The sequence below is a fragment of the Desulfosarcina sp. genome (genome assembly GCF_041551955.1).
Lineage (GTDB): Bacteria > Desulfobacterota > Desulfobacteria > Desulfobacterales > Desulfosarcinaceae > Desulfosarcina.
The window spans coordinates 1-26,369 of sequence record NZ_JBFELV010000026.1; the positions used below are offsets into that span (position 1 = coordinate 1).

Consider the following 26,369-nt stretch of genomic DNA (forward strand, 5'->3'; position numbering starts at 1 on the left):
AAGGTTTCTAATTGGTGGCAACCGCCGTGTATCTTTGAGCCTGATATCCGACGACCGAGACGAAATCGTTGCCGACATGGTCGACGTCCGGTGGTATATTGCTCGGGTCGATGCCCAGCACTTATAATGCATATACGCATACCTCCATCTTCACACCGTCCTTTTTCATCTGACGGACCATACCGGTAAACCCGTCCAAAGCATAGGATCATTCCAGGTATTCATGGGCTTTTTTCAAAACATGCCCAATGTGTATTATCTGAGGCCAATTTTTTTATAACCATCTGCCCGCCTTGAAACAAAAAACGGGTCGGCCATCATTTTGGGGACTATCCAGAACACGATGCGATGAGACAAATAGGTGCGCCGCTTTCGGCGACGGCTCAATCAGGCTTTTGACGGGATGGTTTTGTTTTGGATAAACGGACGGATCTTTTTCACGAGCTGATCTGGCTGCTCTTCGATTACCAGATGCCCGGCATCGGGAATAACGTGCAAGGATGAGCCCGGGATCATATCGCGCAACGTCTCGCCGTGTTCCATCGGAATCCATGCATCCTCTCGGCCCCACAGGATCAAGACCGGCCTGGAAATACGAGCGTACAGGGCTTGCACTTCATCTGTGTAACCGGAATGCGCCTGGGCGATCTGCCGGTAGAAAGCCGCTTTTCCGTCTGGGCCGGTCCACGGCAGGACGATTGAATCCAGAGTAGCTTCATCGATGGGTTTGAAGGCAGCGGTGTTGACGTATGCGCGGACAATAGCTTCATGGATGTAGTCTGGAACACCTGCAAAGGCGGCTTCATGCGCACGGACATGCTGAAAGAAAGACGAGCCCCACGGAGAAAGCGCAACTGGATCGATGAGCACGATCCTGTCAAAATCACGTCCATCGATCAGGTGCGTTCGAAGCACCGTCGTTCCTCCAAAATCATGACCAATGATCAATGGGCTGTCCAGCCGCCAGTGATCCAGAAGACGATCCAACACCTGGTTCTGGACGCCAAGGGAAACATCGCCGGGAGATCTATCCGACTGGCCGTAACCGATCAGGTCATAGTAGTAGACGGTGAAGTCTCGAGACAGGGCGTTGATGATGTGCCGCAAATTGAAAGACGACCAGGGTGTGCCGTGAACCACGACGACCGGCGGGCCATCGCCACGCACCCCGTATCGCACGGCGCGTCCATGAAAATCGCAGACGTCGGGTAGCGTCCATTCAGTCATAGGTTAAAATCCGTTGGTTGCATAACGCCGCTCGGCAGATGGGTCTCTTTTTCGATCGGCTGCTTTTGGCTTATCCGGCAGTCCATTGAAGCGTTTGCTTCTCATCTGACCCGTCGCCGCCCCGTTTGGCAGGTCGCGAAACGCACACGAGCCGCCTCAGACGCGTACCCTTTGCGCCACCGGTCTGAACGCAGATGAAACCCCGGTTCGAAAAATTGGATTTTGATTCATCGGTTATCCCGCCGAGAGCAGCACTTCGTCGTTCTCGAAGGCCTGGCGGCGGACGCTGGAGAACATCTCCAGCAGCTTGGGCACGGTGAGCCTGGCTTTGTCCGCACCGGAGACGTCGATGATGATTTCGCCGGCATCCATCATGAGCAGCCGGTTCCCAAAGGCGATGGCATGGTTCATGTTGTGGGTGATCATCATGGTGGTCAGGCGGTGTTCGGTGACGAAGCGGGTGGTCAGGTCCATGACGATGGCCGCGTTGCTCGGATCCAGGGCCGCGGTGTGCTCGTCCAGCAGCGCGATATCCGGATTGGAGAGCACCATCATCAACAGGGTCAAAGCCTGGCGCTGACCGCCGGACAGGGTGCTGACGTTCTCTTTCATCCGCGATTCCAGGCCCATCTTCAGGTTCACCAAATGGCTCTTGAAATAGGCCCGCATTTTTCGGTTGAGGCTGATCACCGGCCACTTGAAGCCTTTTTTGCTGGTGATCATCATGTTGTCCTCCAGGGTCATGTTGGAGGCGGTGCCCGCCAGCGGATCCTGGAAAATGCGGCCCATGGTTACCGCCCGCTTGTACTCCGGGTGGTCGGTGACATCCACCCCCTTGACATAGATCCGGCCGGAAGTGGGCAGCAGGTTGCCGGAAATCAGGTTGAACAGGGTGGTCTTGCCGGCGCCGTTGCTGCCGATGATGGTAACGAATTCACCGGCACCCACGGTCAGGTTCAAGTCCCGGATGACCGTCTTGGCGTTGGGGGTGCCCGCGTGGAAGGTGCAGTTGAGGTTCTCGAGACGGATCATGCGGCGGTTCCCGCCTTCCCGCGAATGCGGCGGTAGTTGGTCACGGCCAGGGAAACGATGATCAGGATGCCCGCAATCAGCTTGAGGTCGTTGGGGGTCATGTTGATATAGTAGCCGTAAAAGCGGCCCAGATACATGATGGCCTTGAACAGGATCGCGCCCAGAATCACCCGCAGGGTGAGCATGCCGATGCGGTTGGACTTGATGATGAACTCGCCGAGCATCACCGAGGCCAGTCCGGACACCACGATCCCCTGCCCCAGGTTCACGTCGGCGAAGCCCTGGTACTGGGCGGCGAAGGCCCCGGACAGGGCCACCAGCCCATTGGACAGGCCCACGCCGATGAGCTTGAGGGTGGCCGGGTTGACCCCCTGGACCCTGACCATCTGCTCGTTGTTGCCCATGGCGCCGAAAACCAATCCCATGTCCGTATGGAAGAACATGTCCAGGGCAAACTTGATGGCCAGGACGACGAGGACGAAAAAGATCAGCGATGCCCAATCCGCCGGAATCAAGCCCTGGGCAGCGGCGGTGACGTGGGAGATGATCGTATCCACGCGCAGAAGGGGCAGGTTGGCCCGGTTGCCCAGAATGCGGATGTTCACCGAATAGAGCATGGTCATGGTCAGAATGCCGGCCAGCAGATGGGGCACCTTGAGCCGGTTGTGGATGGCCGCGGTGACGAATCCGGCCAGCACGCCGCCGCAAAAGGCCATGAGCAGTCCGGTCAGGGGGTGCATTCCGCCGGTCAGCGAAGTGGCCATGATCACCGCGCCCATGGGGAAGCTGCCGTCAACGGTCAGGTCAGGGAAATCGAGAATTCGGAAGGTAAAAAACACCCCCAGGGCCATGATCGCGTATATCAGCCCTTCGACAAAAATTCCTTCGAGCATGTCTCAGTCTTTGTATTGGCAGTGGCACAAAAGGCGGAAAGCCGAACCAACCCTTGCTCTCCGCCTTTTGCCGTGAATGTCGACAGGGAAACTATTTTTTAATCAGCTTGCCGTCCTCGATGATCGTGTTGGCATTGGCGATGACATCTTCCGGGAAAGTCAGGCCCAGTTCGTCGGCCACATCCAGGTTGATCAACAGGTCCACGTCCGATGCATCGGTCATGAAAATGGTGGGGATGGTTTCAGGCGCTTCCCCTTTGAGGACACGGACCACCAAGCGGCCGGTAGCCTTGCCCATCTTGTAGTAGTCGAAGCCCCAGGCGGCCAGCACCGGGGTCGTTTCGGCGCTGCTGGGATCAGCCGACATGACCGGGATGTTGTATTTTTGGGCCACGCTGGTCACGGCGGCCAGGGCCGACACCACGGTGTTGTCGTTGGAGATGTAGATGCCGTCCACCCGACCGGCGATGGTCTGAACGGCCTGCTTCACCTCGGCGGAATTGGATACGGTGGTTTCAATGAACTTGATGCCCATCTCCTTGCATACCTGCCGGGCGATATTGGCCAGGCTGACGGCGTTGGCTTCGCTGCTGGCGTAAACGTGCCCAAGCGTCTGGATCGGCTTGATGCGATTGAGCAGTTCGATCTGCGCCTTCACCGGGGTCATGTCGGAGATGCCGGTGACATTTTTCTCGCCTTTCTCCGTCGACCCGATCAACCCTGCGCCCACCGGATCGGTCACCGCACTGTAAATCACCGGGCGGTCCTTGAGTGCATTGACCAGCGCCTGGGCGGTCGGCGTGGCGATTCCCACGGCCAGGGTCACATTCTCGGACTTGAACTTCTGGGCAATGGACGACGCCGTCGACATTTCACCGTTGGCATTTTGCGGGTCGAACCGCGCATCGGGGTACTGGGTCTTGACCACTTCCTGGATTCCCCTTTCAATGGCATCCAGGGCCGGGTGGGCGACAATTTTTGATATGCCGATGAGGACCGGGTCAGACGCGGCAACCGGCGCAGCATAGATCACTGCGGTGATCGCGAAGATGGCGGTCAAGGCACAGCAACGCTTTTTCATGAATTTTTTCCTTTCCTTTCCACAGGATTTTTTCTATGTTCTGTCATACAGAAACGCTTCGGACCGCCTTCTAAGTATATAGGCGGACGGTCAAAATCAAACTCTTTTTCCCCTGCGTCCGCTGCAGGAACCCATTAGGCAATGATTCCCTGCCGGATGCCTGAAAAAAATTCCCATGAACCCGGCGGCATCCTGCCTTTAAAAGGGGCCACTTCCATGAAAACCGCAACCCGGGAACTGATCGACCTTTTCGCCCAAACCGATGACCGCAAGGAAATGGAAGTGCTGTTCCGGGAGATATTCACGCCCAGCGAAATCGACACCCTTACGCTCCGCTGGCAACTGCTCAAAGACCTCTACGAAGGTAAGACCCAGCGCAAAATTGCCGCCGAACACAAGATCAGCCTCTGTAAAATCACCCGTGGATCCAAGCTGCTCAAAGCCAAAGACAGCTACCTGAAAAAGGTGCTGGACGATCTGTACGGCGAAGGAAAAGAAACTGACCCGCCCTGGTAAGCGGTAGGTTCGCGTTCGATCCACCAGGAAACAACCGGGGGGTTGCGCAGAGGCGGCCGCTGGTAGATAACCCAACGGGCACACGCCGGCACAAATACCTTCCCGATTTCACGTCTTCCGATCCACGGTCGATCATTTCCTTTTTGAACCCTCTCCCGCATCTTCGCTATGCGGTATCTCCACGTCGCTCCGACTCAAACTGCGCGGCTCCATTTTTTACGGATACCCCATTGGCGCTTTATGCCTTTCATTTGCGCTTTACCGATTCTTAAACGGCGGCCCTTACCCCCGGCAGATCCCAAACCCGGAGTTAAGGATGTCATCCTTTTTGCTTCAGATGTTGTTTATGGTTATTTATGGTATTCTTAAGAACTTAATTTTAAATTTTCGATAATAATATTGACTAAAGAAAGTCTAAATAACTATAGATGACTCTTTAAAAGCAGGTACATTCACAGATAACCCCATCTCATCACTCATCATTGTAAAGAATCCGGTGAAATGCAAAGAGAGCGACTGTTCTGTGTTGACGCAGGTTCGATGGTTAAATGGTTTTTCTTTTTCGTACTTGTCATTTTCCCCTTGCAGGAGGCGCAGGCCGAAAGAATCTTCTTTGCCGGGTACAAGGACGGTTTTTATATCCGCTCGGAAGAGGAGGGCGGAATGGAACTCCGCCTGGGCGGTTCATTTCAAGCCGATTATCGTTACTATGCAGAAGAAGAGCGGGCCGACAATCGTTTTGACATCCGCCGGGCACGGCTGCGCTTCAGAGGCCAGTTGACACAGTACTTCCGATTCGGCATGGAATACGAATTTGAGGGCAATGAAACCGACAATCTCGTGGATGCTTATGGGGAAGCCGTCTTCGATCCTTCGGCCCTGCGGTTTGGACAGTTTAAAGAACCTTTCAGCCTCGAATGGCAATCCGCGGACAAGGCACAACATTTTTCCGAACGTTCCATGGGGTACTATCTGGGTCCCAAACGGGACATCGGCATCATGCTTCACGGTTCGCTGTTTCAGGACCGGATGATGTTCGCCGCCGGTCTGTTCAACGGTGACGGTGACGACGGCTCGGCATCCGGGCCTGAAGAGGACTCACCTGAAATGGCGACGAGGGTCACGGTTTCTCCCTTTAAAAGGTCTCTCTCCCCATGGCTCACCGGGTTTCAGTTCGGTGCGTCGGCGACATATGCACAAATCGACCCCCTCAACGTCGACCTGAGGGTCAAAAGCACAGGAATGGTGGGGACGGATACAAACCTGTATGTGCTGACCCACAACACCAAATTCGGCGTCATCCATGATGCGGGCAGCCGGCGGCGCGTCGGCGTCGAAGCGGCATGGGCGGCGGGTCCGGTAATATTTCAGGGCGAGTATTTTAGGCTGACCTATACGGACCTGGTGACGGCCGGTGACAATCCGCCGGATGCCGATTTTACCTCCTGGTACGCCAGTGCCGTGTGGTGCATTTCCGGTGAACGCCCCATCCTGTCCAAAGGGATCGTCAAGCCCATATACCCCGACAACTTCTTCAACCCCCAGGAGGGAACCTGGGGGGCATTTTGCCTGGCTGCACGGATCGACCACTTCAGCGGAGATGAGAACTGGATCAACCCCGCTTCCTTTGTCTCGGTAAGGGAAGCGGATGCCTACAGCCTTGCATTGAACTGGGTGCTCTTTCCCATGGCCCGGGTCGTTCTCGACTTCACGCACACCAACCTTTCCGAGCCGGTTCGCGTGAGAGTGCTGCCGGATGGTTCGGCCGATTATATCGATGCGGAAAATGTAATCACTTGCAGGTTCAGTCTTGATTTTTAAGGAGGAACGGATGAGACATTTCAAATGGACAATCGGGTTGTTGATCGTATCACTGCTGCTGGGAACGCCGGCATTTGCCGCTTACCATCACGAAGGGGAAAGGGATGCCGATAAGTTCCTGGATGCCTATCCCGCCAAGGCCGGCACCAAGCTGGAAAACTGCAACCTGTGCCACAGCGGTGGTTCTTATATCAATTCCAAAGGCAAAGCCGTGGAACTGGGCAGCTGCCAGTGGTGCCACCAAACCTACGGATACGACGGCGCCGGAGACATAGAGGACACCATCAACGCCTATGGTGCGGCCTACAAAAATTCTGGTCGGAACGCCCAGGCGGTCGTCGATATCGACGGCCTGGACAGTGACGGTGACGGCTATGCCAATGCCGACGAAATCGCCGTCAACAGCTTTCCCGGCGATGCGGACGACCATCCCGGACTGACCCCGGCGCCCTATCGCGTCTATACCCGGGATCAGCTGGAAGCGCTTGGGTCGCACACCCAGTTTATGCTGATGAACACGTCGCGATCGGGTGACTTTTACGCCGAATACACCGGCGTCCCCATCAAAGATCTGCTGGAGGATGCCGGCATGCTGAGCAGCGCCTCCGGCATATGGGTATATGCACCCGATGGGTGGGGGCAGAGTCATCCGTTAACCTACCATACGGACCTCGACATGTACCATGTGTATGGCAATACACCGGGGCAGTCCTATCAATACCCGCCGGCGACCTACTACTATGACCTGCAGGCGGACGTCGACCAGAATCCAGACTACGGCTGGTGCGACTACCGTGCACCCTCCTGCAGCGGCCGGACGCATGGCGATGCCATCCCGGTTGAAGGTGGTTTGAAGGCCATATTGGCTTATAAACGCGAAGGCGCCTATCTGGATACCGGGGTGCTGAACGACGAAAACAAACTGGATGGCGAAGGGCCTTTTCGCGTGGTCGTTCCGCAAAAATACGTCGGCCCGCCGGATCAATCCAGCAACGCCGACGACCAGAATGTATTATGGCCCTATGATTATAACCTGGACCACAGCGCCGGTTCTTGTTCACGCTCGGCAACCATCATAAAGATCGAACCCCTTCCTGAAGACACCACCGACATCAACATTCTCGAAGCCGGGTGGAGCTATGTCGATCAAAAAAAGATCATCGTTTACGGGGCGATCGACGGCACGGACTCCAACGGCAACGGCGTGCTGGACAGTGAGGAGGGTACCGACGGGGAGGATTTCGACGAGGATGGAACCCCCGACTACATGGATTTTGACACCGCTGCGTTCCGGTCCCCCAAGGGCATCGAAAAAGTGCGCCTGCACACCTCCAGCGGCCATTTTTCAAATGTGGCTTGCCTGAACGATGACGACCCATCCCTGCCCCAGGCAGGGAAACCCTCAAGGCAGTTCCCCTATGGGGTCAATCGTTTTTTCATCACCGGACTGACGGCTGGCGAATCGGTTACCGTGTCGTTTGAATTTCCTGATGCCGTGACAAGTGCAGCGCAGTATTACAAAATCAATTCGTCAGGATCCTGGAGAGAGATCAGCTTTGGAAGCAATGACGGAGACAACCGGATCACCCTCACCCTGACCGACGGGGACCCCCTAACCGATGCGGACGGCATCCAAAACGGCATCATCGACGATCCGGGCGCATTGACGACCGACGCCACCGCGGCGACCTCGTCATCCGGGGGTGGCGGGGGGTGTTTCATCACCACGCTGATTGAATGACCCATCGATGCAGGTGGCACGATCCTGACACATCGTGCCTGACCAGAAGCGAACGTTTCACCTTTAAAAATTTCGGTTTTACCGCTCTATCGATACCGGCAACCGCGGTTCGCCCCAACCAACAATAATGCCGAATGGTCGATCCATTCGGCATTATTGTTACTTCTATACGGATAACAACGCGCTGACCGGATTCACTGGGTCAAGATGGCCTCAATGGTAATGCGACCCAGTTGCGTGTGATGCATCACATGGGCAAATGGCGCCATCGCCTTGGGTGAGCCTTTGGTGAAAACGAGCACGGGCGTTGCGGTGTGCGTGCCCGTATTCCAGACCACCATCTGGTCGGCCGCCACTTCTCTGGCCAACAGATTCTGGCGGTTGTCATCGGTCTGATACACGAAGAAGGCGCCGGTGGGCCCCATTTTGGGCACGACCTGGTTCCCCAGAGAGCCATGACCTGCGGTGAAAAATGGATTGTCCTCGGTTGCCAGAATGCGTACGGCCTGGGCTTCGCTGATGTCAAATTCTGTATATTCATTGACGATTTCCGCCAGTTTGGCCGGTGTCTGCTGTTCCTTGGGCAGACTGTCAAACTTACCGTAAAAGATATCACCGTAGCTCAATTGCTGGTTGTATATTCTATCCAGGACCTCGGGATTACCAAAATTAAACCCGGGTTTGAATTCTCTTCCCTGAAACAAGTCACCCTGCAGCGTCCTTCCCTGGGGAAGGTCTTTGGCATGGTAACTGATCCCGAATCCACCCGTGGTATGGTCTGCCGTTACGATAATCAGGGTGTCGTCACGATTTTCAGCCCAGTCCAGCACATACTCGACAGTCTCGTTGAGCCTCAGCATCTCGTGGAGCATCAGCCCCGTGTCGTTGTAATGGGCGGCCCAGTCGATCATGCCGGCCTCGATCATCAGGAAAAAGCCCTTGTCATTTTTGGACAGCACCTCGATCGCCTTGGCGGACATCTCTTTCAGCGTGGGAATGGTCCGGTCTGGACTGTCCTGGCTGTGGGTCACCTTGATGCCGTCAGGCAGTGCCGAGTAGGCGAAAAGGCCTAGCAATTTGCCTTGGGCCGCTTCCATCTGGGTTCGATTGAAAGCAAGCATATAACCCTTTTCCTGGGCCTCTTTCAGCAGATTCCGGCTGTCCTTGCGCTTGGATTTTAGTATCACGGAGCCTTGAGTCATCTGCTCCAGCGCTTTGTATTCCGCCGATTCCTTGTCATTGGCCTCCTGGGGTATCCAATGCCGCAAGCCCCCCGAAAGCATGACGTCCGGACCGGCGTTTAGCATGTCAACGGCAATGTCATTTTCCAGGCTCCGGTGGGGCTGATGGGAGGCAAAAGCGGCCGGTGTCGCATGGGTGAGGCGCGTATCAGAAATCAGCCCGGTTGACCTACCCGTTTTGATCGCTTTTTCGAGGACGGTTTCCACCGGATTGCCATGCTTGTCAGCCCCGATCATTTCCGACCCGGCAAATTGGCCGGTGGCCATCTGTGTTCCGGATGCTGCAGAATCGACGACCAAGGCTTTGTCGGGGTAAGTCAGCGAAAGCCCCATAACGCCCCCTTCGCCCATCATCCGGTCAAATGCCGTTCTTCTCTCCCCGATCACCGTATGGGGCGCCTGCCTGGCGTATGAAAGCAGCAGTCCGACCTGTTCCGGCCCCATGCCGTCACCGATTATCATAATAACATTTTTCGTTTTTCCCGCATCGGGAGTTATCCCCCGGACATGGGTTCCGGAGCACCCGGCACCGGCCATGACGAGAACGAGGGACAAAACAACCAGCTTGAACATTTGTTTTTTCATTTGGCCTCACTTCTCAAATTGCGGTTGCAAATACCTAAACCCAGGCGCCCCGATTCCATGTCTCCGACAAAAAACCGTCGAGGCGATTCCGATCGCAGGGTAACCAGCGGCCGTGGTTGTTTCGAGTCGATGCCGAAGGCCGACCGCAGGGTTTATGATTTTTCCCGCTCTTCATCCCGCAACACCCGGCGCAGCACCTTGCCCACGTTGGAAACCGGAATCGTGCCGCGAAATTCGATGGTCTTGGGCCGCTTGTAGCCGGCCATGTTCGCCTTGCAGAATTCGCGGATCTCCGCTTCGGTGCACGTCTCACCGGGTTTCAGCTGAATGAAAGCCTTGACCGCCTCGCCGCTCTTGGCATCCGGCACCCCCACCACGGCGGCCAGGGCGACCTTGGGATGGGTGAAGAGGTTGTCTTCCACCTCCCGCGGATAGACATTGAACCCCCCCACCAGAATCATGTCTTTCTTCCTGTCCGTGATGACCACGTAACCGTCTTCGTCCACGTGACCAATGTCTCCGGTGAGAAAAAATCGACGGCCGTCGATCTCCCGGAACACCTCGGCCGTTTCATCGGGTTTGTTCCAGTAGCCCTGCATGACCTGGGGGCCGCAGATGGCCACCTCCCCGTCTTCTCCCTGCGGTAATTCGGTCTGACTGGTTTCGGCGTCCAAGATTTTGACGTCGGTGCCGGGCACGGGAAAACCGATGGACCCGATCTTGCGCGTATCGGTAAAAGACGGATTGGCTGTAGCTATCGGGGCCGTTTCGCTCAACCCATACCCCTCGAAGATAATCGCGCCGGTCTTCTCCTCGAACTGCCGGCACACCTCCGGGGGCAGCGGTGCCCCGCCGGAAAAGCAGGCCATCAGGGAAGTCAGGTCAAATTGGTCCAGCAGGGAATGGTTGGCAAACGCCACGAAAATGGTCGGCACCGCCGGCATCAGGGTCGGCCGGTGCTTCTGCACCAGCTTGAGCACCTCGGTAAACGGCGGGTCACCGGCACGCGGGTCCGGCACGCAGATCAGTCGGCTTCCCGACAAGCAGGCGGAAAGCATGGCGCAGGTCATTCCAAAGCTGTGATACCACGGCAGCACACCCAGGTAGCAGTGATAACCACCCCTGCGGATCCCTTCTATCGGCCCGCCTTCGCCGTAGTCCAGCCGCGCCCAGACATCCAACGCCTTGAGGTTGTATACGAAATTGGCGTGCGTCAGGGCTGCGCCTTTGGGCACCCCGGTGGTTCCACCGGTGTAGATGATCAGGGCCAGGTCGGTGGATGGATCGATCGCCGTGGCCGGCGGGGCGGGAAGGGAGCTGCTGACCACCTCGTCGAACATCAGATGCCCGGCGGCGTGACGCTCGGCGTGGGGAATCTTGCCCAGCAGGCCGCCTAAAAAACCCTTCAGCCAGGGCAGGTAGGATTTGACGCTGCAGACCACCACCGTTTTCACATCGCTGCCCTGGATGGCCGTTTCGGCGGTGGGGTAGAACTGGGGATGGTCCATGCAGAACAGCACCTTGGCCCCGGCATCTTTGAGCTGGTAATTGAGTTCGGCAGGGGTGTACAAGGGGTTGCAGGTCACACAAACCGCACCGGCCTTGAGGATGCCGAAAAAGATAGCCGGGTAGTGCGGCAAGTTGGGCAGAAAAATGGCCACGCGGTCGCCCTTTTTGATGCCCTTTGCATGCAGAAAAGCGGCGATCCTGTCGGCCGTGTCCTTGACCTGGGCGAAGGTGCGGGATGCATCGTTGAAAATGGTGTAGGTCTGGTTGGGATAGTCCCGCGCCGCGTCGTCCAGCAACTGAAACAGGGGGTGGTCGTAGTCGTCGATGTCGTGGGGAACTCCGTCGGGCCAGTTTTTGGTGGGCCAGTGGGCAGCAGTCATTGGGTCGTCTCCTGTAGGTGAAGGTGAAAGCCGAGTCAATCGTATTCAATTAGCGCTTAATGCCAACATGCCTGAATTCTGCACTGACACCCGTGTTGCAGTGTATTGTATAATTGCGTTTGGCCAGTCCGGCGTGAAGAGAAATAGATCGAAATGACAGTAGATTACCGTCTTTGCTAAAACCGGTCAAGGCGTTTCGAATGCCTGTGAGTCGAAAGACGGCATTGGCGTTGCCTTCACGGTGTGGATAAGCTATGTCTCCAGATGAATCCCGTTCCTTCACGACCTGACTTCGAACAATTTAGAGCTGCGATTTTTCATTTTTTGACTGAGAAACGAAAATTGTCTTCACGCTCCTGGTGGTCAACGCGCCTGACAGCGTCGATTATGGAAGCCATGTCAGAGGGGTTGGCTGATTTACGACCCATTTGAACGTGCTGGCACATTCGTTGCGGAATCAGGGTCAACCGCAAAGGATCGATCCTGACCCCAGGCAAGCAAACTGTTATCAGAGAGGAGACCGATCATGGGAATGACCACCGACGAACTCTACTTCAAGCCCCGCCTTCAGGTCATCAATGACGCACAAATGGCCCAGATCCACGCGGCCACGCTGGACGTGCTGGAGCGTACGGGCATAAAAATTACGCATCCCAAAGCGCTGGAGATCCTCGCCGGGGCCGGCGCTCGCGTATCCGGCGACCGGGTAAAGATCCCAGGGTGGCTGGTGGAGGATGCCATCCGCAAAGCTCCTTCGCGCATCGTTCTGGCCAAGCGCGCCGGTGAGCGCAGTGTATTCCTGGAGCGGGACAAAAGTTTTTTCGGCCCCAGCCTGGACTGTGTCGACTACATGGACCCTAAAACCCACCAACGCGCTCGGTTCGTCAGCGACAACGTCAAAGCCACCGCCGCCCTGTGCGACGCCCTGCCCAACTTCCAGTGGTGCATGACCATCGGCATGGCCGATGACGTGCCCGCCGACATCGCCGACCGAGTCATCGCCCGCAAGGTGTTCGAAAACTGTGAAAAACCCCTGGTGTTCTGCTGCAAGGACACCAACAGCGTCAAAGACACCTACGAGATGGCGCTTCTGCTTTGCGGCGGCAAGGAGGCCTTCGACGAAGCGCCCACCATCGTGCACTACTCGGAGCCCATTTCGCCGCTGGTCTATTTTGACCCGGCCATCGATAAAGTCATGTATTGCGCGGAGAACCGCATCCCGCTGATCAACTTCCCGGCGCCCCAGTGCTGCGGCAGCTCGCCGTCGACCTTTGCCGGTGCGCTGGTGCAGGCCAGCGCCGAATCCCTGAGCGGACTGGTGGTCCATCAGTTAGTCCAACCCGGGGCGCCGTTCATCTACGGCGCCTTTACCACCATCATGGACATGCGCTCGACCATCTTCTCATATGGCGCCGTGGAAATGAGCCTGATGACGGCAGCCATGGCCCAGATGGCCCAACGCTATCAATTGCCCTTCTTCGGAACCGCCGGCGCCACGGATGCCAAATTCTGCGACGCCCAGGCCGGTGCCGAGGCCGCACTCCAGATTCTTTCGGCCGCCACGGCCGGATCGGGTCTCGTGCACGACTGCAGCAGCTGGATGGACCATGGTTCCGTGGCCTCGCCGGAATTCATGGTGCTCGTCCATGACATCGTCGACTCGGTCAACCATTACATGCAGGGTATCCCTGTCACCGAGGAGACCCTGGCCCTGGATGTGATCCATCGGGTGGGTCCGGGCGGCCACTACCTCCAGGATCCCCACACCCTCAAGCACTTCAAAAAAATCAAATACTCCGAGATTTTCGAACGCATGGTCTACGACCAGTGGAAGAGCGCCGGCGCCAAAACCTTCGAGCAGCGGCTTCAGGCGGCGACCCTGAAAAAAATGGCCCATCGGCCGGACCCGCTGTCGGCAGACACCATCAAGACCCTGGACGAGATGCAGGCGAGTTGGAAATAGATGGATTTATCGCTGAACGTATGGGGAAAATAATGCCAACCGTCGAACCCGGCACCTTCCAGGCAACAGTAACCGGAACCATCGCCGTCCTGCTGGCCGCTGCCTGCTGGGCCTTGTCGGGCATATTCGTCAAGCTGATCATGGTTGACGACCAGGTGTCGTCACTGGCGCTGGCATTCTGGCGCGATACGGCTGCATTCGTTGTTTTTCTTGTTGTGGGCGCAAGCACCCAACGGAAAGGCATGGCCATCCGTCGCTCGGATTGGCCCGTGATTGCAGGCATGGGGGTCAGTCTGGGCGTCTTTCACGTGGCCCTCAATCTGGGGTACCGGCTCAACGGTGCGGCCATAACGACCATTCAGCAGGCGGCCATGCCGGCGATGGTGCTGGTTGCGGCCCGAATGGTCTGGAAAGAGCCGCTCACCGGCATGAAAATCTTCTCGCTGATGGTCATCGCCACGGGGACGGTCCTGGTTTCCGGGCTCGTCCAGGCCGGTGCACCCGAGGTCAGCCTTGCCAGCATTGCCGTCGGTTTTCTCGTACCGGCACTTTATGCCGGATGGAGCCTCTTCGGCAAGGCGTTGCGCAGCGGGTACAGCGCCGTGGTGACGCTTACCTGGGCTTTCGGCATCGCCGCCCTGATTCTGCTGCCCTGCCAGCTTCTCACCGGCAGCCTTCTGCCTCCGCCGGTTCCTGCCATCGCCTACTTGTGGTTCGGGGGTTTGATCGGCATCTCCACCGTATTCGCTTTTTTTGCTTTTACCTTTGCATTAGGCCGGCTGCCGGCAGGCATCGCATCCATTCTGGTGATGTCCGAAATTGCCTTCGCCGTCTTTTATGCCCACCTGTTCCTGGGCGAAACCCTGGTCCCGATCGAAATTGCCGGCGCACTGGTGGTGGTGGCCGGCGTGTTCCTTTTATTGGCCCCCGGTCTAACAACGAAAGCAATCAGGCCGGCCCTGCACCGATAATGCGCATGGGATGCCCGCTGTCGATATTTTTCAGACCAGCAGGCAGGCCCTTCATAATCGACTGTTTGAGGATTTCCAGCAGCCGGGTCTTAACGCCCTCCCCATGGGTAATGAGGCTCACCTCGCGTGCCGGCACCGGGGCTTCAAACGAATGCAGCAGCCCCCGGGAACCTTCGGCCAGGGTCATGGCGGCCAATTCGGGAAGCAGGGTAACCCCGTAACCCGATTCCACGATTCGTATCAGGCCCTCCAGGCTTCCGCCCACAAATCGCAGCCTGACCGACCGGCGATCATCTTGCTTAAAGGTTCCCATGCAAATTCGGGATACCTGTTCACGCAGGCAGTGGCCGCTGTCCAGCAGAATCATCTCACCCGGTGCGAGATCCTCGGTCGACAGCCGCTTTTTGTCGGCCAGACGGTGACCGGCGGAGACCAATGCATAGAACGGTTCACGGAACAGCGGCGTTTCCCGAATCCCTTTTTCTTCCAAGGGCGTGGCGGCAATGCCGACATCCAGCAGATCCCGGCGCAACCCTTCGACAATGTCCCCGGTAAGCCGCTCCTGAATGGTCATCCGAACCAGCGGATAGGATGTGAGCAGATCCGGGATGAAGCGGGGCAGCAGATAAGCGCCCAGGGTCGGAATAATGCCCACGCGCAGCTCTCCCGAGACAGCCTCCCGCTGCTCATTGACCAACTCGACGATGCCCCTGAATTCCCGCAGGGTCCGGTAGGCCCGATCAATGACGGCCTTTCCGATGGGTGTGGCCGCTACCGGCTTCCGGCCTCGGTCGAACAGGGTCACGCCCAATTCGGCCTCCAGTTTTTGAATCTGCATGCTCAACGTCGGCTGGGTGACATAGCACCGGGCGGCTGCCGCCGAAAAACTCCCGTGGCGGTCCACGGCCACCAGGTACTGCAACTGGGTATGGGTAACCATGCGATATAGTTTTTGCTGATGTTAATATAAGAATTATCGATTTGATTTACATTAGGTGCGTCGCCATTTTTTGTCAACAGCGGGATAACATTGAATCACAAGGGATCGGCGCGATTATGGCCTCGGTCTGTCCCCCGCTGGCAATTCACAATCAGGAGAATCACCCATGAATCATACATTGCCCAAACTTCCCTATGCCTATGACGCCCTGGAGCCCTATTTCGACGCCAGAACCATGGAAATTCACCACACGAAACACCACCAGACCTATGTGGACAAACTGAATGGCGCTCTCAGCGGACATGAGGCGTTTCAGGACAAAAGTCCCGAAGCGCTCTTGAAAAAGCTCGATGCAGTTCCCGAGAGCATCCGCACGGCCGTGCGCAATCACGCCGGCGGGCATGCCAACCACTCGTTCTGGTGGCCGATGCTGAAAAAAGAGGTCACGTTCGGTGGGCCGGTTGCCGAAGCCGTCACCAAACGGTTCGGCAGCTATGAGAAATTCAAGGAGACTTTTACCAATGCCGCCGCCCTGCTTTTCGGCAGCGGGTGGACCTGGCTGGTCTTGGACCAGGGCAAACTGGAGATCGTGGCAACACCCAACCAGGACAATCCCCTCAGCCAGGGCAAGACACCCGTCATGGGCATCGACGTCTGGGAGCATGCCTACTACCTGAAGTACCAGAACCGTCGGCCGGATTACATCGGCGCCTTCTTCAACGTCGTCAACTGGGATCGGGTGAATGACATCTTTACGGCGGCAAAGTAACCTTAGGCTGCGACACGCCGCCGCGGCGGAAGCACCGTTGAAGAAGCCTCTGTTTCTCGACTGGAAGGCTTATAGGCCAACCCGTTGGAGCATGGATGACACACGGTCTTCCCTGTTAATGGCGTCCACGCAGCAGGCATCGGTTTCCACGATGGCCACCAACGCTTCGTCCACGGCCCTCTTTTCCTTCAACCAGTCCAGCCCGGCCCTGGCCGCCATGTAGCCGATGGCCAGCCCACCGCACGGGTGGCCGTGAAAGGCCTCACAGCGCTTGAATTCATCGCTGTCCATGATCTGTTGCGCGTTCATCTTTTTTCACCACGGGTTTGATTTGATACCCTCGAAAAAAGTCGCCTTTCCGACGGGTCCGAAAAAAACCAGGCCGCGGTTTACGGTCAGCGTTCCGTCACACCAGCCACTGCTTCAATGTGGAAACCGTTTTTTGGGGGCTGATGTTGTAGCCGGTGGCGCTGATGTCGCCGGCTTCATCGACCAAAAACGCCGAGCGCGAAATCCCCATGTAGGTCTTACCGTACATTTTCTTTTCGCCCCACACGCCATAAGCGTCGGCAATCTGGTGGTCGCTGTCGCTGAGCAAGGCAAACCCCAGGCCGTGCTTGTCGTCGAATTTTTTCTGCTGATCGACCGTGTCCGGACTGATGCCAACAACGGCCACGCCGGCAGCCGTCAGTTCGGGCAGTGCGTCCCGCACCGCCTGGGCCTGAGTCGTTCAGCCGGAGGTGTTGGCTTTGGGGTAAAAAAAGACAAATACCCGTCGCCCCTTGAAATCGGAAAGATCGACATTGCTGCCGTGCTGATCCAATGCGCTGAACGCCGGTGCCGCATCTCCTGGTTGCAGTTGGCTCATTTCGAAAGTCTCCTTTTTTTGTGGTTTGCATACATTTCCGTATCTCTGACGGTCGTCTGCGCAGCCTGGTTCAGCCTGGCATTCAATCGCTCGCGTTGTTGGAACAGATCGTGCTCTACCGTTACGCCCTCGGGTGTGACCGGGCTTTTGTAATAAAAAGAGAGCCAGTCCTGCGGACCGTGCCAACCGGAGCGTGCCGCCAGGTCCATAAACAAGGCCACATCCAATACCAGTGGGGCCGCCAGAATGCTGTCGCGACACAGAAAGTTGATCTTTACCTGCATGGGATAACCAAGCCAGCCGAAAATATCGATATTGTCCCAGCCTTCTTTGTTGTCGCCCCGCGGCGGGTAATAGTTGATTTTGACACTGTGGTGCAGATCCCCGTATAGATCGGGGTATAATTCCGGCTGCAGGATATGCTCCAAAGCGCTCAGTTTGCTGATCTCTTTGGCCTTCAGCGCCTGTGGGTCATCCAGCACCTCGCCGTCCCGATTGCCTAAAATATTGGTGGAAAACCAACCGGCAACCCCCAGCAGGCGCGTTTTGAAAGCAGGCGCCAGAACGGTTTTGATCATCGTCTGGCCGGTCTTGAAATCCTTGCCGCTCAGGGGCACCTCGTGTTGCTGCGCCATGGCCTGCAGGGCGGGAATCTCATCGGTCAAATTGGGGGCGCCGTTGACGAAGGGCAGACCTTCCTGAATTGCCGCATAGGCGTAGATCATGCTGGGGGCGATGCCCGGATCGTCGGCTTTCAAACCCGCTTCAAAGCTGCTGACAGATTGGTGCACCGGTCCCGGTTGGGAATAGGATTCGGTGCTGCCGCACCAGATCATGACCATACGCGCAAGGCCGTTGGCGTCTTTGAATGCCTGGATGTCCCTGCGCACTTGATCGGCAAGATCCAATTTGGTGCGTCCCGATTTGGTGTGGCGTCCGTCGAGCCGGTTGACATAACGTCTGTCAAACACCGCCGGCATGGGCCGTATGGCCTTCAGTTCCGATCGGATGCCATCCAGGGTCGGTTGTGCCAGCACCCCGGCATCGACGGCAGCGGCGTACATGTCGTCATCGAAGATGTCCCACCCGCCGAAAACGAGGTCGTCCAATCGGGCCAGCGGTACCACATCCCGGATCAGGCGGTCGCCTTCGGAAAGGGCGTGGTCCATCGGAAGGATACCCATTTGGGACAGGGCGCCGATCGGTTTGCCCAGGCCACGGCGAATGGCCAGCACACCGCCGATAAACGTGGTGGCCACGGCCCCCATGCCCGGAATCAGCACCCCCAAGCGGCCTTCCGGCCGCGCTGCGGGGGTGGGGGTCTTCGTGGCGTCGTGTGGTTCGTCGGATGGTTTGTACACGCGTTTATCACCTTTTTTGGGTACTTATGGAGAGGCGGCTGCGGACAGCGACCTCATGGGTGGAAATCACCAGACGAGCCTACATCGGCAGGGCCACCCGATGAAACCCCTCGGCCAGTTCAAAATCGGAACCTTGGGCCATCTCTCGACAGCGCTCCTTCAACCATTCCACCGGGTCAGAAAACCTAAATTCTTTCATTTGGCTGGCGTGGCAGCGCAGGGCCTTGATTTTACGGTCGAATGTGTCGGTGACATCCGACCGGTAGTCGATGTCTTCGGTCCCCCAGAAGAATACCTCCGCCACCTTGTGGGGTTCCAGGCCGTTTTCGAGAAGGTCGGGATAGGCCATGTGGTCCCGGGCATAGGGAAACACAGCATCCATGGCCACCTGGCCGATGATGCGATGGTCCCTGTGCCATAGATAGCGCCGATACGGATCCGAAGTGACCAGTATGCGGGGACGGAAGATCCGCAACAAGCGAACGACGTCCTTGCGCAGGGCGGGGGTATCCTCGAGACCCTGATCCGGGTACCCCAGGTAAACGATTTCTTGGACACCGATAGATGCAGCCGCGCGCGCCTGCTCGTCCCGGCGAATGGCGGCCAGTGCCTCAGGGGTCAGGCTGCGGTCGCTGGTACCTTTGTCACCATTGGTGGCAATGGCATAAACGACGCGCCGGCCCTCGTCAACCCAGCGGATGATCGTACCGGCAGCCCCGAATTCGGCGTCATCCGGGTGCGCCGAGAGCACCAAGGCGTCGCAGGGCTGTGGTGTCGGTGCCTCCGGGATCGTGTCATGAACAATCAGTTGCATGGTTATCCTTTCATCATACACCCAAATTGGCCGCTAGCGGGTGCAGCTAGATGGGGGTGTCGCCGATGGACCATGGGGACAAGTCATTGCCGACCACGGTTAGCCGCATCGGCCTGTATGGCGGCTCGGTAGGCCGCCATGGCCGCCGTTGCCGCGTTCGCCCAGCTGTAGTCCCTGACGCTCTGGCGAATGAGGTGGTCGGGCCAGTCCGGGGCCCGATCCCCGGCAAGGGTGATGCCAGCGGCCAAGGCGGCCGGTGATCCCTCGGCAGCGATGATGCCGGGTCGCTGCATGCGGGCCAGTTCGGCCATCACACCCACCGGGGTGGATACAACTGGCCGCCCGCAGGCCATAGCCTCCAAGCCCACCAGCCCGAAGCTTTCATAATGCGAGGCCAGCACGATGATGTCCGCCGCCGCATAATACACAGGCAGGTCGCGGTGGGCGATGCTGCCGCAAAAGGTTACCCGCTCCTGAACGCCGGCCGCGGCGGCAAGCTTCTGCAGACGTCGCCGCTCAGGGTCCCCGTCTTCGTTGCCACCCACCACCATCAGCAGCGGCCGGCTATCGTTTTCGATGAGGGGGAGCGCCTGGATGATTCGGTCCTGCCCTTTCTGGGGTGTCAACCGCCCAATGGTTAGCAGCAGGCCGACACGGGGGTCGATTCCCAGCCGCCGCCGGGCCCAGGTTTTGTCCATGGGCCGAAAGTGTGCAGCATCAACACCGCCGGGAACCATGGCGATCCTGGCTGCATCTGCTCCATAATAATGCATCAGGTGGGCCTTTTCACCCCCACAGGGTGCCAGCAGTCCCTGACAGTCCCTTACCAATTCCCGTTCAATCGCCAACCGTCTGGCGGGCTCGGCGTCACCGATACCGGTGCCGGCTTTCACGGCCCCCAGGGTGTGGAAGGTGATCAGATGGGGTCGTTGCCATCGCGCCCGGGCCATGCGCCCCACATGGCCGGAGATCCAGTAGTGGCTGTGAATCAGATCATAGGCACATGCCTGGCGGCGGCGAAACGCTTCGATGCCTGCCATGGTGTCGCCGGCGCCGGCAACCAATTCGGTTTTGGTCAATTGGCGGCCTTGCGCAGCGTCGAGAAACACCAGGTGTACATGGGGTCCCAGGCCGGCCACTTCCGGTTCGTTTTCATGCTGGCGATGGGTGAAAATATCCACCTGGTGTCCATGGCGGCCCATCTCAAGGGCCAACTGCCTGACGTAGACACTCATGCCACCGGTGTCCCGAGTCCCCAGCAGCCCGATGGGGCTGGAATGGATGCTGAGCATGGCAATGGTCAGAGGTTTAATTGACATCTGGCGTTTCCCGTTATTCGATGTCTAGCACGCAGTGATGCAGGTTCACCGGTTGTCCGCCCAGTCGCCGCTTGTAGGCTTCCGAACCTTTTAGAAAATCATACGTCTGCCGCCCGTCGCCGATGCTGGCCTTTATCGTCAGCACTTTGCTCAGCTGGCCGACGCTCAGGGACCGGAGTGCCTCATCGTAGCCGTTGTTGTAGAGATAGACCGTGGATCGGTCGTCGATGCACAGGGTGGCAGCGATGGGTCGGCCGTCCAGGTCCAAAAAGTACAATTTCAGGAGACGATCATCTGCCAGTTTTTTTGCCAGGCGGAGAAAAAAGGCCATCATCGCTTCGTTCATGAAGGTCGCTTTATCGCTCCGGTTGGCCCTGAAGAGGGTGAAAAAGGTCTGCATGGCCGCCGGCAGCTCCGCCCCGTGACCGATACAGCGCAGGACCACCCGGCCGGCTTCGTCGAGCCGTCTGAGCTTGCGCCGGATCTCATGGCGCGCCTTGCCGCTCAGGCGCTGGAGATAGCCTTCCCAGCTGTCGGGCAGGGACATGGCAAACAACTGAGCCTGGTGGTCACAGTCAACCCGGGCGCCCCAGGATTCAGCCACGGGTATCAGGTGGGTCATCACCGACGAATCTTGCCGAACCGGTGAAAGGACGAGCCGTCTGATGCCGTCCCGGGCCAGGCCATCCAGCAGGCCTTGGCTAAAGGCCTTGGCATGCGCCGGTGCGACCACCACGTCCAGATGGTCGCAGACATCCGCGTCTCCAATCAGCCGGGACTCGCGTCCCTTGCGCATGAGCGGGGCGATGCCCGCCAGCTGACCCTGGTGATAAATGGATCGGACATAAGATGACCATTCCCCGTCAGCAAGCGGCCACCATGCGCTCAGCCAGGGAGGCAGAACGAACGGGCAGCTCCATTTCAAAGCGTGTTCGCTGCCTTTCCAATAGGTTGCCATGCTTTCCAGGGTCTCGTTTTGCATGTCGCTGCAGGATGCTGCAGGGTTTCCCATGTGATCGTTCCCCGTTTCCAACCCTCGAGGCTGCCGTGGGTTTCCGGTTACACCATTTCGCATCGACCGCTCCGTGCGGCCCGGGACAAAGCGTCCAGCACTCGCATGTTGGCGACGCTCTCCTCGGGTAAAAAGGCCAAGGGTGAGCGACCCAGCACGGCATCGGCAAAATGCTCCACCATCAGCTGATACTGGTCGGCGCCGGCGATCTGCTGCCGGGTGCCGGTTTCATCGTCACGGCCGCGCAGCACGAACTCGGCCTCCTTTTCCCAGGGAATGAACGCATCGTGGGGCAGGTCGATGGCACCGCGATCACCCACCACGCTGTAGGTCTGCTGCAGGGCTGCAATAAAACTGGCTTCGACCACGGCCAAGCGTCGGGGACCGAAATAGAGGCTGCCAACCAGGTGCCAGTCCACGCCGGAAGGATGAAACGTTGCTTGGGCTTGGACGCGCATGGGTTCGGCGTTCATCAGCCATCGAGCCACACTGACAGCGTAGCAGCCCACGTCCAGCAGCGCGCCGCCGCCCATCTCCGGTTGCAGGCGTGAGTTGACGCCGCTTTGCAGGACGTCCGCGGCCATATGGTAGCAAAAAGCCGCCCGGACGAGGCGCGCTGCACCGATCTGGCCCTGCTCGACCATCAGTTTGATGCGCCGGCTGCGGGGATGAAAGCGGTACATGAACGCTTCCATGAGCAGCCGGTCGGCCTTCTTGGCGGCGGCGGTCATTGATTCAACTTCCCAGGCATCGCAGCCCAGCGGTTTCTCGCACAGCACATGCTTGCCGGCTGCCAGCGCTTTTTCGGTCCAGGGGCGATGCAGATGATTGGGCAGCGGAATGTAAACGGCCGATATCGCGGGATCGTCGAGCAGCGCCTGATAGCTCCCATACAAGCGGGGGATGCCGTGCCGCGTGACCACGCCGCGGGCCGTATCCGGGGACCGGCTGGCCAGGGCACGCAGGCTCCCGTTGCGCGATTTGCCGATGGCGCCGATGACGCATTTACGGGCGATGGTGGCGTTGCCCAAAACACCCCATTGAACCTCAGCTGCCATCGATCGCCTCCAGGGTGCCTCCGCGCCGCATGGAGCGGGCAGCAGCCTCCAGAATGCCCACCACCTTTACGGAATCATCCAGTGGGGCGGTGATGGGTTCGCCAAGCAACAGGTGGTCGGCCAGGTTGCGGTGAAAACTATAGGGTTGGCGTTGGCCCACGGCCGGCGTGATGCGAATGATTTCGCCCTCGGCCCGACGGTGAAAAACAGCCAAATCCGGTGTCATCTCGGTGGCCGGAATCTCGTGGCGACGATAGTAGTGGTCAGCATCGATGGTATGGGTGTGAACATCCTGCCAATGGCCGGTGATCGCCCCCCGGGTGCCCAGCAGATACCATTTCGGTTTACGGGCCGCGGCAATGTCGGAATGCATGAATTCGGCCTCGATGCCTCCGTCAAAGCGAATTTGAATGCGCTCCTGGTCGGCGTTGGTCACGTCCCGCCAGACCCGCTTGTGGCGGGTGCCGACCACTGCCGTGACCGGTCGTGGAACCAGGCTGACGATCCAGTCCAGATAATGGGCCCCCCAGTCGTAGCTGGTACCGCCGGACACGGGGGCGTGGGAATGCCAGTATCCGCAGGGATGATGATGGCCGCCGACAAAGGTCTCCAGGTAAAACAGCTCGCCGATGAGCCCTTGTTTCAGGCTGTCCTGAATAGCCAGGTAGTCGGGGTCCCAGCGGCGGTTCTGGTGACAGCTCAAATGGACCTGGTTATCCTGGGCCAGGGCCTGCAGGGCATCGGTCTCCCGGCGGTTCAGGGCCAGCGGTTTTTCGCAGACCACATGTTTGCCGGCCGCCATCATCTGGAGGCAGTTGGCGGCATGGATGTTGGGGGGCGTGGCAACGATGACCAGATCGATGTCGGCGGCTGCGGCAAGCGCATCGGCCGTGGGCAGGGTGCGGACATGGGGGAAATCCAGGCGGGCCTGGTCGCAGCGCACCGGATTCAGATCGCACACGGCATGCAGTTCCAATCCGGTGGTGTGGTCGATGCCCAGCCCGTGCAGCCGGCCCACGGAAGGGGCGTAACCCAGAATACCCACCCGCATCGGGTCCGGTTCGATGGGGCGGCCGGCGAGAAAGGCGAGCAGACGATAACAGATTTGTTGCACAACAGGATGATCGAAGGCCTGCAAGGTGGTGCAGGCCACCCGGCCCCTGCCCACCCGGCGCTGGGTGAGCACCGGGGTGTGATCGTGATGCCAGTCGGCATAGAGCAGGGTTTCGGTGTCATCGACGGAGGACCTCAGCTCCTGGTAACGGCCGGTCAGGTAGAGCGCATCCGGCAGCCGCGCACCCATGGGGTGATCGGCCCTTTCGAACAGCACACGCATTTCAGCTTCGGGTCCGGGCGGTTCGGCGACCACGCCCAGCATGGCCGGCAGGGGGTCGGGCGATGCATCGACCAGTGCCAGCCAACCGCCGCCACGGTTCACGAACGCCTCCAATTCCCGGTTGGCGGCCCCGTTCGCGGTCCCCGGGGTGACCACGGCATCGTAGTCGCTCAAATCCGAGGGCAGGGCCGCTGAAACATCCACACGGAGGTGGTGTATGGCTTCAAGATAGGCAACCAACGGGGCCAGCACAGATGTCGAGGCCTCTGTGGCAAACAGCAGGGACAGGTGGGGGTGTTGCTTCATGAGCTGTAGATTTCTTGGCGGTTGAATAGATGGCCTGTGACCGAACCCGCATCGATTATTGCGATTTCATGGCCCAGCGATAACCATCCGGGGTGTCCTCCACCGTGATGTTCACGGTGTCGAGCGCATCGCGCAGCATGTCGGCGGCCTCCCATTGCGCTTCCCGGCGAAGCTTCTGGCGAATTTCGAGCAGCGCTTCCACCAGGGGGGCCAGGTGGTCCTCCCGGAGTCCGGTAGAATTGGCCAACTGGTTTCCAAGAAGAACGATCATGTCGCGCAGCGTGTCGCGGGCCTGGGCAATGACCGCTTCGTTCTCCAGCCCCTGATGGGCCTGCCACACCATGCGGTCGAATTCCAACAGGGCGTTGGTCGATGCGCGGGCGTCTCCCCGGGCAAGGCCTTTCTGAAAGCTGGCCTTCAGGTCATGGGCCTGGCGCCAGAAGTCTTGATCGTCAGCCGCCGATGGCGACGCGAATTCCGGTGTCGGCGATTCAGGCAACGAATCGGGGGTGATCTATCCTTGGCGAAATACGGATAAGGAAAAACGGCTGCCGCTCGGGACGGTCATGACGCCGTCGGATGTGCGCAACGTGATGCCGCCGATACCCTTGACCTCGGCCTGATCGCTTGCCAGATCCAGTATGCAGGCGGTATGCTCATCCAGACCCAACACGGGCAACGCTTGCGGCAGCATGGCCGCCAGTGCTTCAAACCGCGTAGCGCCCATGAAGCAGAAGCGTGTATCGTGAGTGCCGCCCTCGGCGTTGTTCCAATGGGGCACCACCACCAGGTTCAGGCCGAAGCGCCCGAGCAGATTCAGGCCGTCGACCCAGTGCAGATCCTGACCGACCTTGTATATTTCGTACACCGGCAGGGTGAAACGGCCCACTGTCAGGGCGGCGGCACTGGCGGCCACCAGGCAGCCGCCGGCGGTAACGCAGCGGGCCAGCAGGTCGGGCACCGGCGATTCCTCCCATTGCCGAACGGCATAAGTCGGGCTGCCCGGTCCGATCAGGACAAAATCGGCCTGGCGCAACAAGCGATTTGCCTGAAGGCGGTCATAATCGACGGTGGGCGTGTTGGACTTGAACGAGGCCACCGCCAACGGGTGACGGACATGGGTCTGAAAATAGTCGGCCGCCCGGGTCGATATCTGGTCCACGTTGAGTTGAAAACCGGCCGGGGTGTCCAGAAATACGGCCCGGGGTGTTCCCGGCAACTGCTGCAAAAGGCCCTTGTGCACCTCCACCATGGTGGCCGTCAATTCACCGGAACCCATGAGAACAATTTTACCATGAGGATCTGCCATGGGGTCTTTCATTATCGTAAAAGGCATTGGGAGCGCTTCAGGGCGATCGCCATGGCCGGGTCCGATAGGTCATCGGTTGGCAGGAGCATGCCGCTGGGTCCGCATAGGCTTTAGGGTAGTATAGAGGATTTCGGAGGGTAAGTCAAAAACCGTCCCCGCCCCGACTGTCCAGAGCAGTTTCGCTCAAGCGGGCAGGACCGGTTTTCCCACAACGGTTTGGCCGCCGCCTCAACCATTCAGACGGAATGTATCGCCGGGGCCGAAGACCGCCACCCGGTTTTCCCGGTATACGGTCACCCGGCCTTTGCCGTAAACCC

23 protein-coding genes are annotated in these 26,369 nt (G+C 58.5%); 6 read left to right on the top strand and 17 right to left on the bottom strand.

Annotated elements, in window-relative coordinates:
• Nucleotides 1–387 precede the first annotated feature (387 nt).
• From ABYV26_RS03695 to ABYV26_RS03710, 4 genes are all read right to left on the bottom strand, one after another.
• Nucleotides 388–1,227 (bottom strand): alpha/beta fold hydrolase, encoded by an 840-nt coding sequence (locus ABYV26_RS03695; RefSeq protein WP_372678274.1) that lies wholly within the window; start codon nt 1,225–1,227, stop codon nt 388–390.
• Nucleotides 1,228–1,461: 234 nt separating this feature from the next.
• Nucleotides 1,462–2,259: an ABC transporter ATP-binding protein gene (locus ABYV26_RS03700; protein WP_372678276.1), complete on the bottom strand. Its 798-nt coding sequence runs from the start codon at nt 2,257–2,259 to the stop codon at nt 1,462–1,464.
• Nucleotides 2,256–3,152: an ABC transporter permease gene (locus ABYV26_RS03705; protein WP_372678278.1), complete on the bottom strand. Its 897-nt coding sequence runs from the start codon at nt 3,150–3,152 to the stop codon at nt 2,256–2,258. The genes ABYV26_RS03700 and ABYV26_RS03705 overlap by 4 nt, the downstream gene beginning before the upstream one ends.
• 91 nt (nt 3,153–3,243) lie before the next feature.
• Nucleotides 3,244–4,233: an ABC transporter substrate-binding protein gene (locus ABYV26_RS03710; RefSeq protein WP_372678279.1), complete on the bottom strand. Its 990-nt coding sequence runs from the start codon at nt 4,231–4,233 to the stop codon at nt 3,244–3,246.
• Between the two features lie 216 nt (nt 4,234–4,449).
• On the opposite strand from ABYV26_RS03710, the gene ABYV26_RS03715 reads away from it, so the two are divergent.
• The 3 genes from ABYV26_RS03715 (at nt 4,450) to ABYV26_RS03725 (ending at nt 8,311) form a co-directional block, all read left to right on the top strand.
• The gene (locus ABYV26_RS03715; RefSeq protein ID WP_372678281.1) at nt 4,450–4,749 is read left to right on the top strand and encodes a Trp family transcriptional regulator; all 300 of its coding nucleotides are present in this window, start codon (nt 4,450–4,452) and stop codon (nt 4,747–4,749) included.
• A 540-nt stretch (nt 4,750–5,289) separates the two neighbouring features.
• A complete protein-coding gene (locus ABYV26_RS03720; RefSeq protein WP_372678283.1) occupies nt 5,290–6,570 on the top strand; it encodes an OprO/OprP family phosphate-selective porin in 1,281 nt (426 codons plus the stop codon).
• A gap of 10 nt (nt 6,571–6,580) precedes the next feature.
• Nucleotides 6,581–8,311, top strand: a complete 1,731-nt coding sequence (locus ABYV26_RS03725; protein ID WP_372678284.1) for a GEGP motif-containing diheme protein — start codon at nt 6,581–6,583, stop codon at nt 8,309–8,311.
• A 194-nt stretch (nt 8,312–8,505) separates the two neighbouring features.
• Here ABYV26_RS03725 and ABYV26_RS03730 read toward each other — a convergent pair whose 3' ends face one another.
• Together ABYV26_RS03730 and ABYV26_RS03735 are read right to left on the bottom strand one after the other, a co-directional pair.
• Complete coding sequence (locus ABYV26_RS03730; protein ID WP_372678286.1) at nt 8,506–10,137, bottom strand: alkaline phosphatase; 1,632 nt, start codon at nt 10,135–10,137, stop codon at nt 8,506–8,508.
• Between the two features lie 152 nt (nt 10,138–10,289).
• Nucleotides 10,290–12,026, bottom strand: a complete 1,737-nt coding sequence (locus tag ABYV26_RS03735; protein ID WP_372678288.1) for a long-chain fatty acid--CoA ligase — start codon at nt 12,024–12,026, stop codon at nt 10,290–10,292.
• A gap of 526 nt (nt 12,027–12,552) precedes the next feature.
• On the opposite strand from ABYV26_RS03735, the gene ABYV26_RS03740 reads away from it, so the two are divergent.
• Both ABYV26_RS03740 and ABYV26_RS03745 read left to right on the top strand, forming a co-directional pair.
• Entirely contained in the window at nt 12,553–13,989 is a 1,437-nt protein-coding gene (locus ABYV26_RS03740) for a trimethylamine methyltransferase family protein (protein ID WP_372678290.1), read from the top strand.
• Between the two features lie 32 nt (nt 13,990–14,021).
• Nucleotides 14,022–14,960 (top strand): DMT family transporter, encoded by a 939-nt coding sequence (locus tag ABYV26_RS03745; RefSeq protein WP_372678292.1) that lies wholly within the window; start codon nt 14,022–14,024, stop codon nt 14,958–14,960.
• Here ABYV26_RS03745 and ABYV26_RS03750 read toward each other — a convergent pair.
• The gene (locus tag ABYV26_RS03750; RefSeq protein WP_372678294.1) at nt 14,938–15,900 is read right to left on the bottom strand and encodes a hydrogen peroxide-inducible genes activator; all 963 of its coding nucleotides are present in this window, start codon (nt 15,898–15,900) and stop codon (nt 14,938–14,940) included. The two genes, ABYV26_RS03745 and ABYV26_RS03750, sit on opposite strands and share 23 nt — an antisense overlap.
• 166 nt (nt 15,901–16,066) lie before the next feature.
• Here ABYV26_RS03750 and ABYV26_RS03755 point away from each other — a divergent pair, with 166 nt between their 5' ends.
• Complete coding sequence (locus ABYV26_RS03755) at nt 16,067–16,669, top strand: superoxide dismutase (protein WP_372678296.1); 603 nt, start codon at nt 16,067–16,069, stop codon at nt 16,667–16,669.
• 69 nt (nt 16,670–16,738) lie between these two features.
• Here the strand turns inward: ABYV26_RS03755 and ABYV26_RS03760 are convergent, their stop codons facing one another.
• The 10 genes from ABYV26_RS03760 to ABYV26_RS03805 form a co-directional block, all read right to left on the bottom strand.
• Nucleotides 16,739–16,978 carry an FmdE family protein gene (locus ABYV26_RS03760; RefSeq protein ID WP_372678298.1) on the bottom strand — a complete coding sequence of 80 codons (240 nt, stop codon included), beginning with the start codon at nt 16,976–16,978 and terminating at the stop codon, nt 16,739–16,741.
• A 97-nt stretch (nt 16,979–17,075) separates the two neighbouring features.
• Nucleotides 17,076–17,537 (bottom strand): thioredoxin-dependent thiol peroxidase, encoded by a 462-nt coding sequence (bcp, locus tag ABYV26_RS03765; protein ID WP_372678300.1) that lies wholly within the window; start codon nt 17,535–17,537, stop codon nt 17,076–17,078.
• The gene (locus ABYV26_RS03770; RefSeq protein WP_372678302.1) at nt 17,534–18,898 is read right to left on the bottom strand and encodes an inositol-3-phosphate synthase; all 1,365 of its coding nucleotides are present in this window, start codon (nt 18,896–18,898) and stop codon (nt 17,534–17,536) included. Before ABYV26_RS03770 ends, bcp begins: the two co-directional genes overlap by 4 nt.
• A 79-nt stretch (nt 18,899–18,977) precedes the next feature.
• Nucleotides 18,978–19,712 carry a PIG-L deacetylase family protein gene (locus ABYV26_RS03775; protein WP_372678304.1) on the bottom strand — a complete coding sequence of 245 codons (735 nt, stop codon included), beginning with the start codon at nt 19,710–19,712 and terminating at the stop codon, nt 18,978–18,980.
• A gap of 83 nt (nt 19,713–19,795) precedes the next feature.
• Nucleotides 19,796–21,031: a glycosyltransferase gene (locus tag ABYV26_RS03780; protein ID WP_372678306.1), complete on the bottom strand. Its 1,236-nt coding sequence runs from the start codon at nt 21,029–21,031 to the stop codon at nt 19,796–19,798.
• Between the two features lie 13 nt (nt 21,032–21,044).
• Nucleotides 21,045–22,043 (bottom strand): GNAT family N-acetyltransferase, encoded by a 999-nt coding sequence (locus tag ABYV26_RS03785; RefSeq protein ID WP_372678308.1) that lies wholly within the window; start codon nt 22,041–22,043, stop codon nt 21,045–21,047.
• Between the two features lie 47 nt (nt 22,044–22,090).
• A complete protein-coding gene (locus ABYV26_RS03790) occupies nt 22,091–23,101 on the bottom strand; it encodes a Gfo/Idh/MocA family protein (protein ID WP_372678310.1) in 1,011 nt (336 codons plus the stop codon).
• On the bottom strand, nt 23,091–24,743 hold the full coding sequence (locus ABYV26_RS03795; RefSeq protein ID WP_372678312.1) for a Gfo/Idh/MocA family oxidoreductase: 1,653 nt from the start codon (nt 24,741–24,743) through the stop codon (nt 23,091–23,093). Before ABYV26_RS03795 ends, ABYV26_RS03790 begins: the two co-directional genes overlap by 11 nt.
• A 55-nt stretch (nt 24,744–24,798) precedes the next feature.
• Nucleotides 24,799–25,242 carry a hypothetical protein gene (locus tag ABYV26_RS03800; RefSeq protein ID WP_372678314.1) on the bottom strand — a complete coding sequence of 148 codons (444 nt, stop codon included), beginning with the start codon at nt 25,240–25,242 and terminating at the stop codon, nt 24,799–24,801.
• A gap of 15 nt (nt 25,243–25,257) precedes the next feature.
• A complete protein-coding gene (locus ABYV26_RS03805; protein ID WP_372678316.1) occupies nt 25,258–26,052 on the bottom strand; it encodes a Type 1 glutamine amidotransferase-like domain-containing protein in 795 nt (264 codons plus the stop codon).
• Nucleotides 26,053–26,369: the final 317 nt, after the last annotated feature.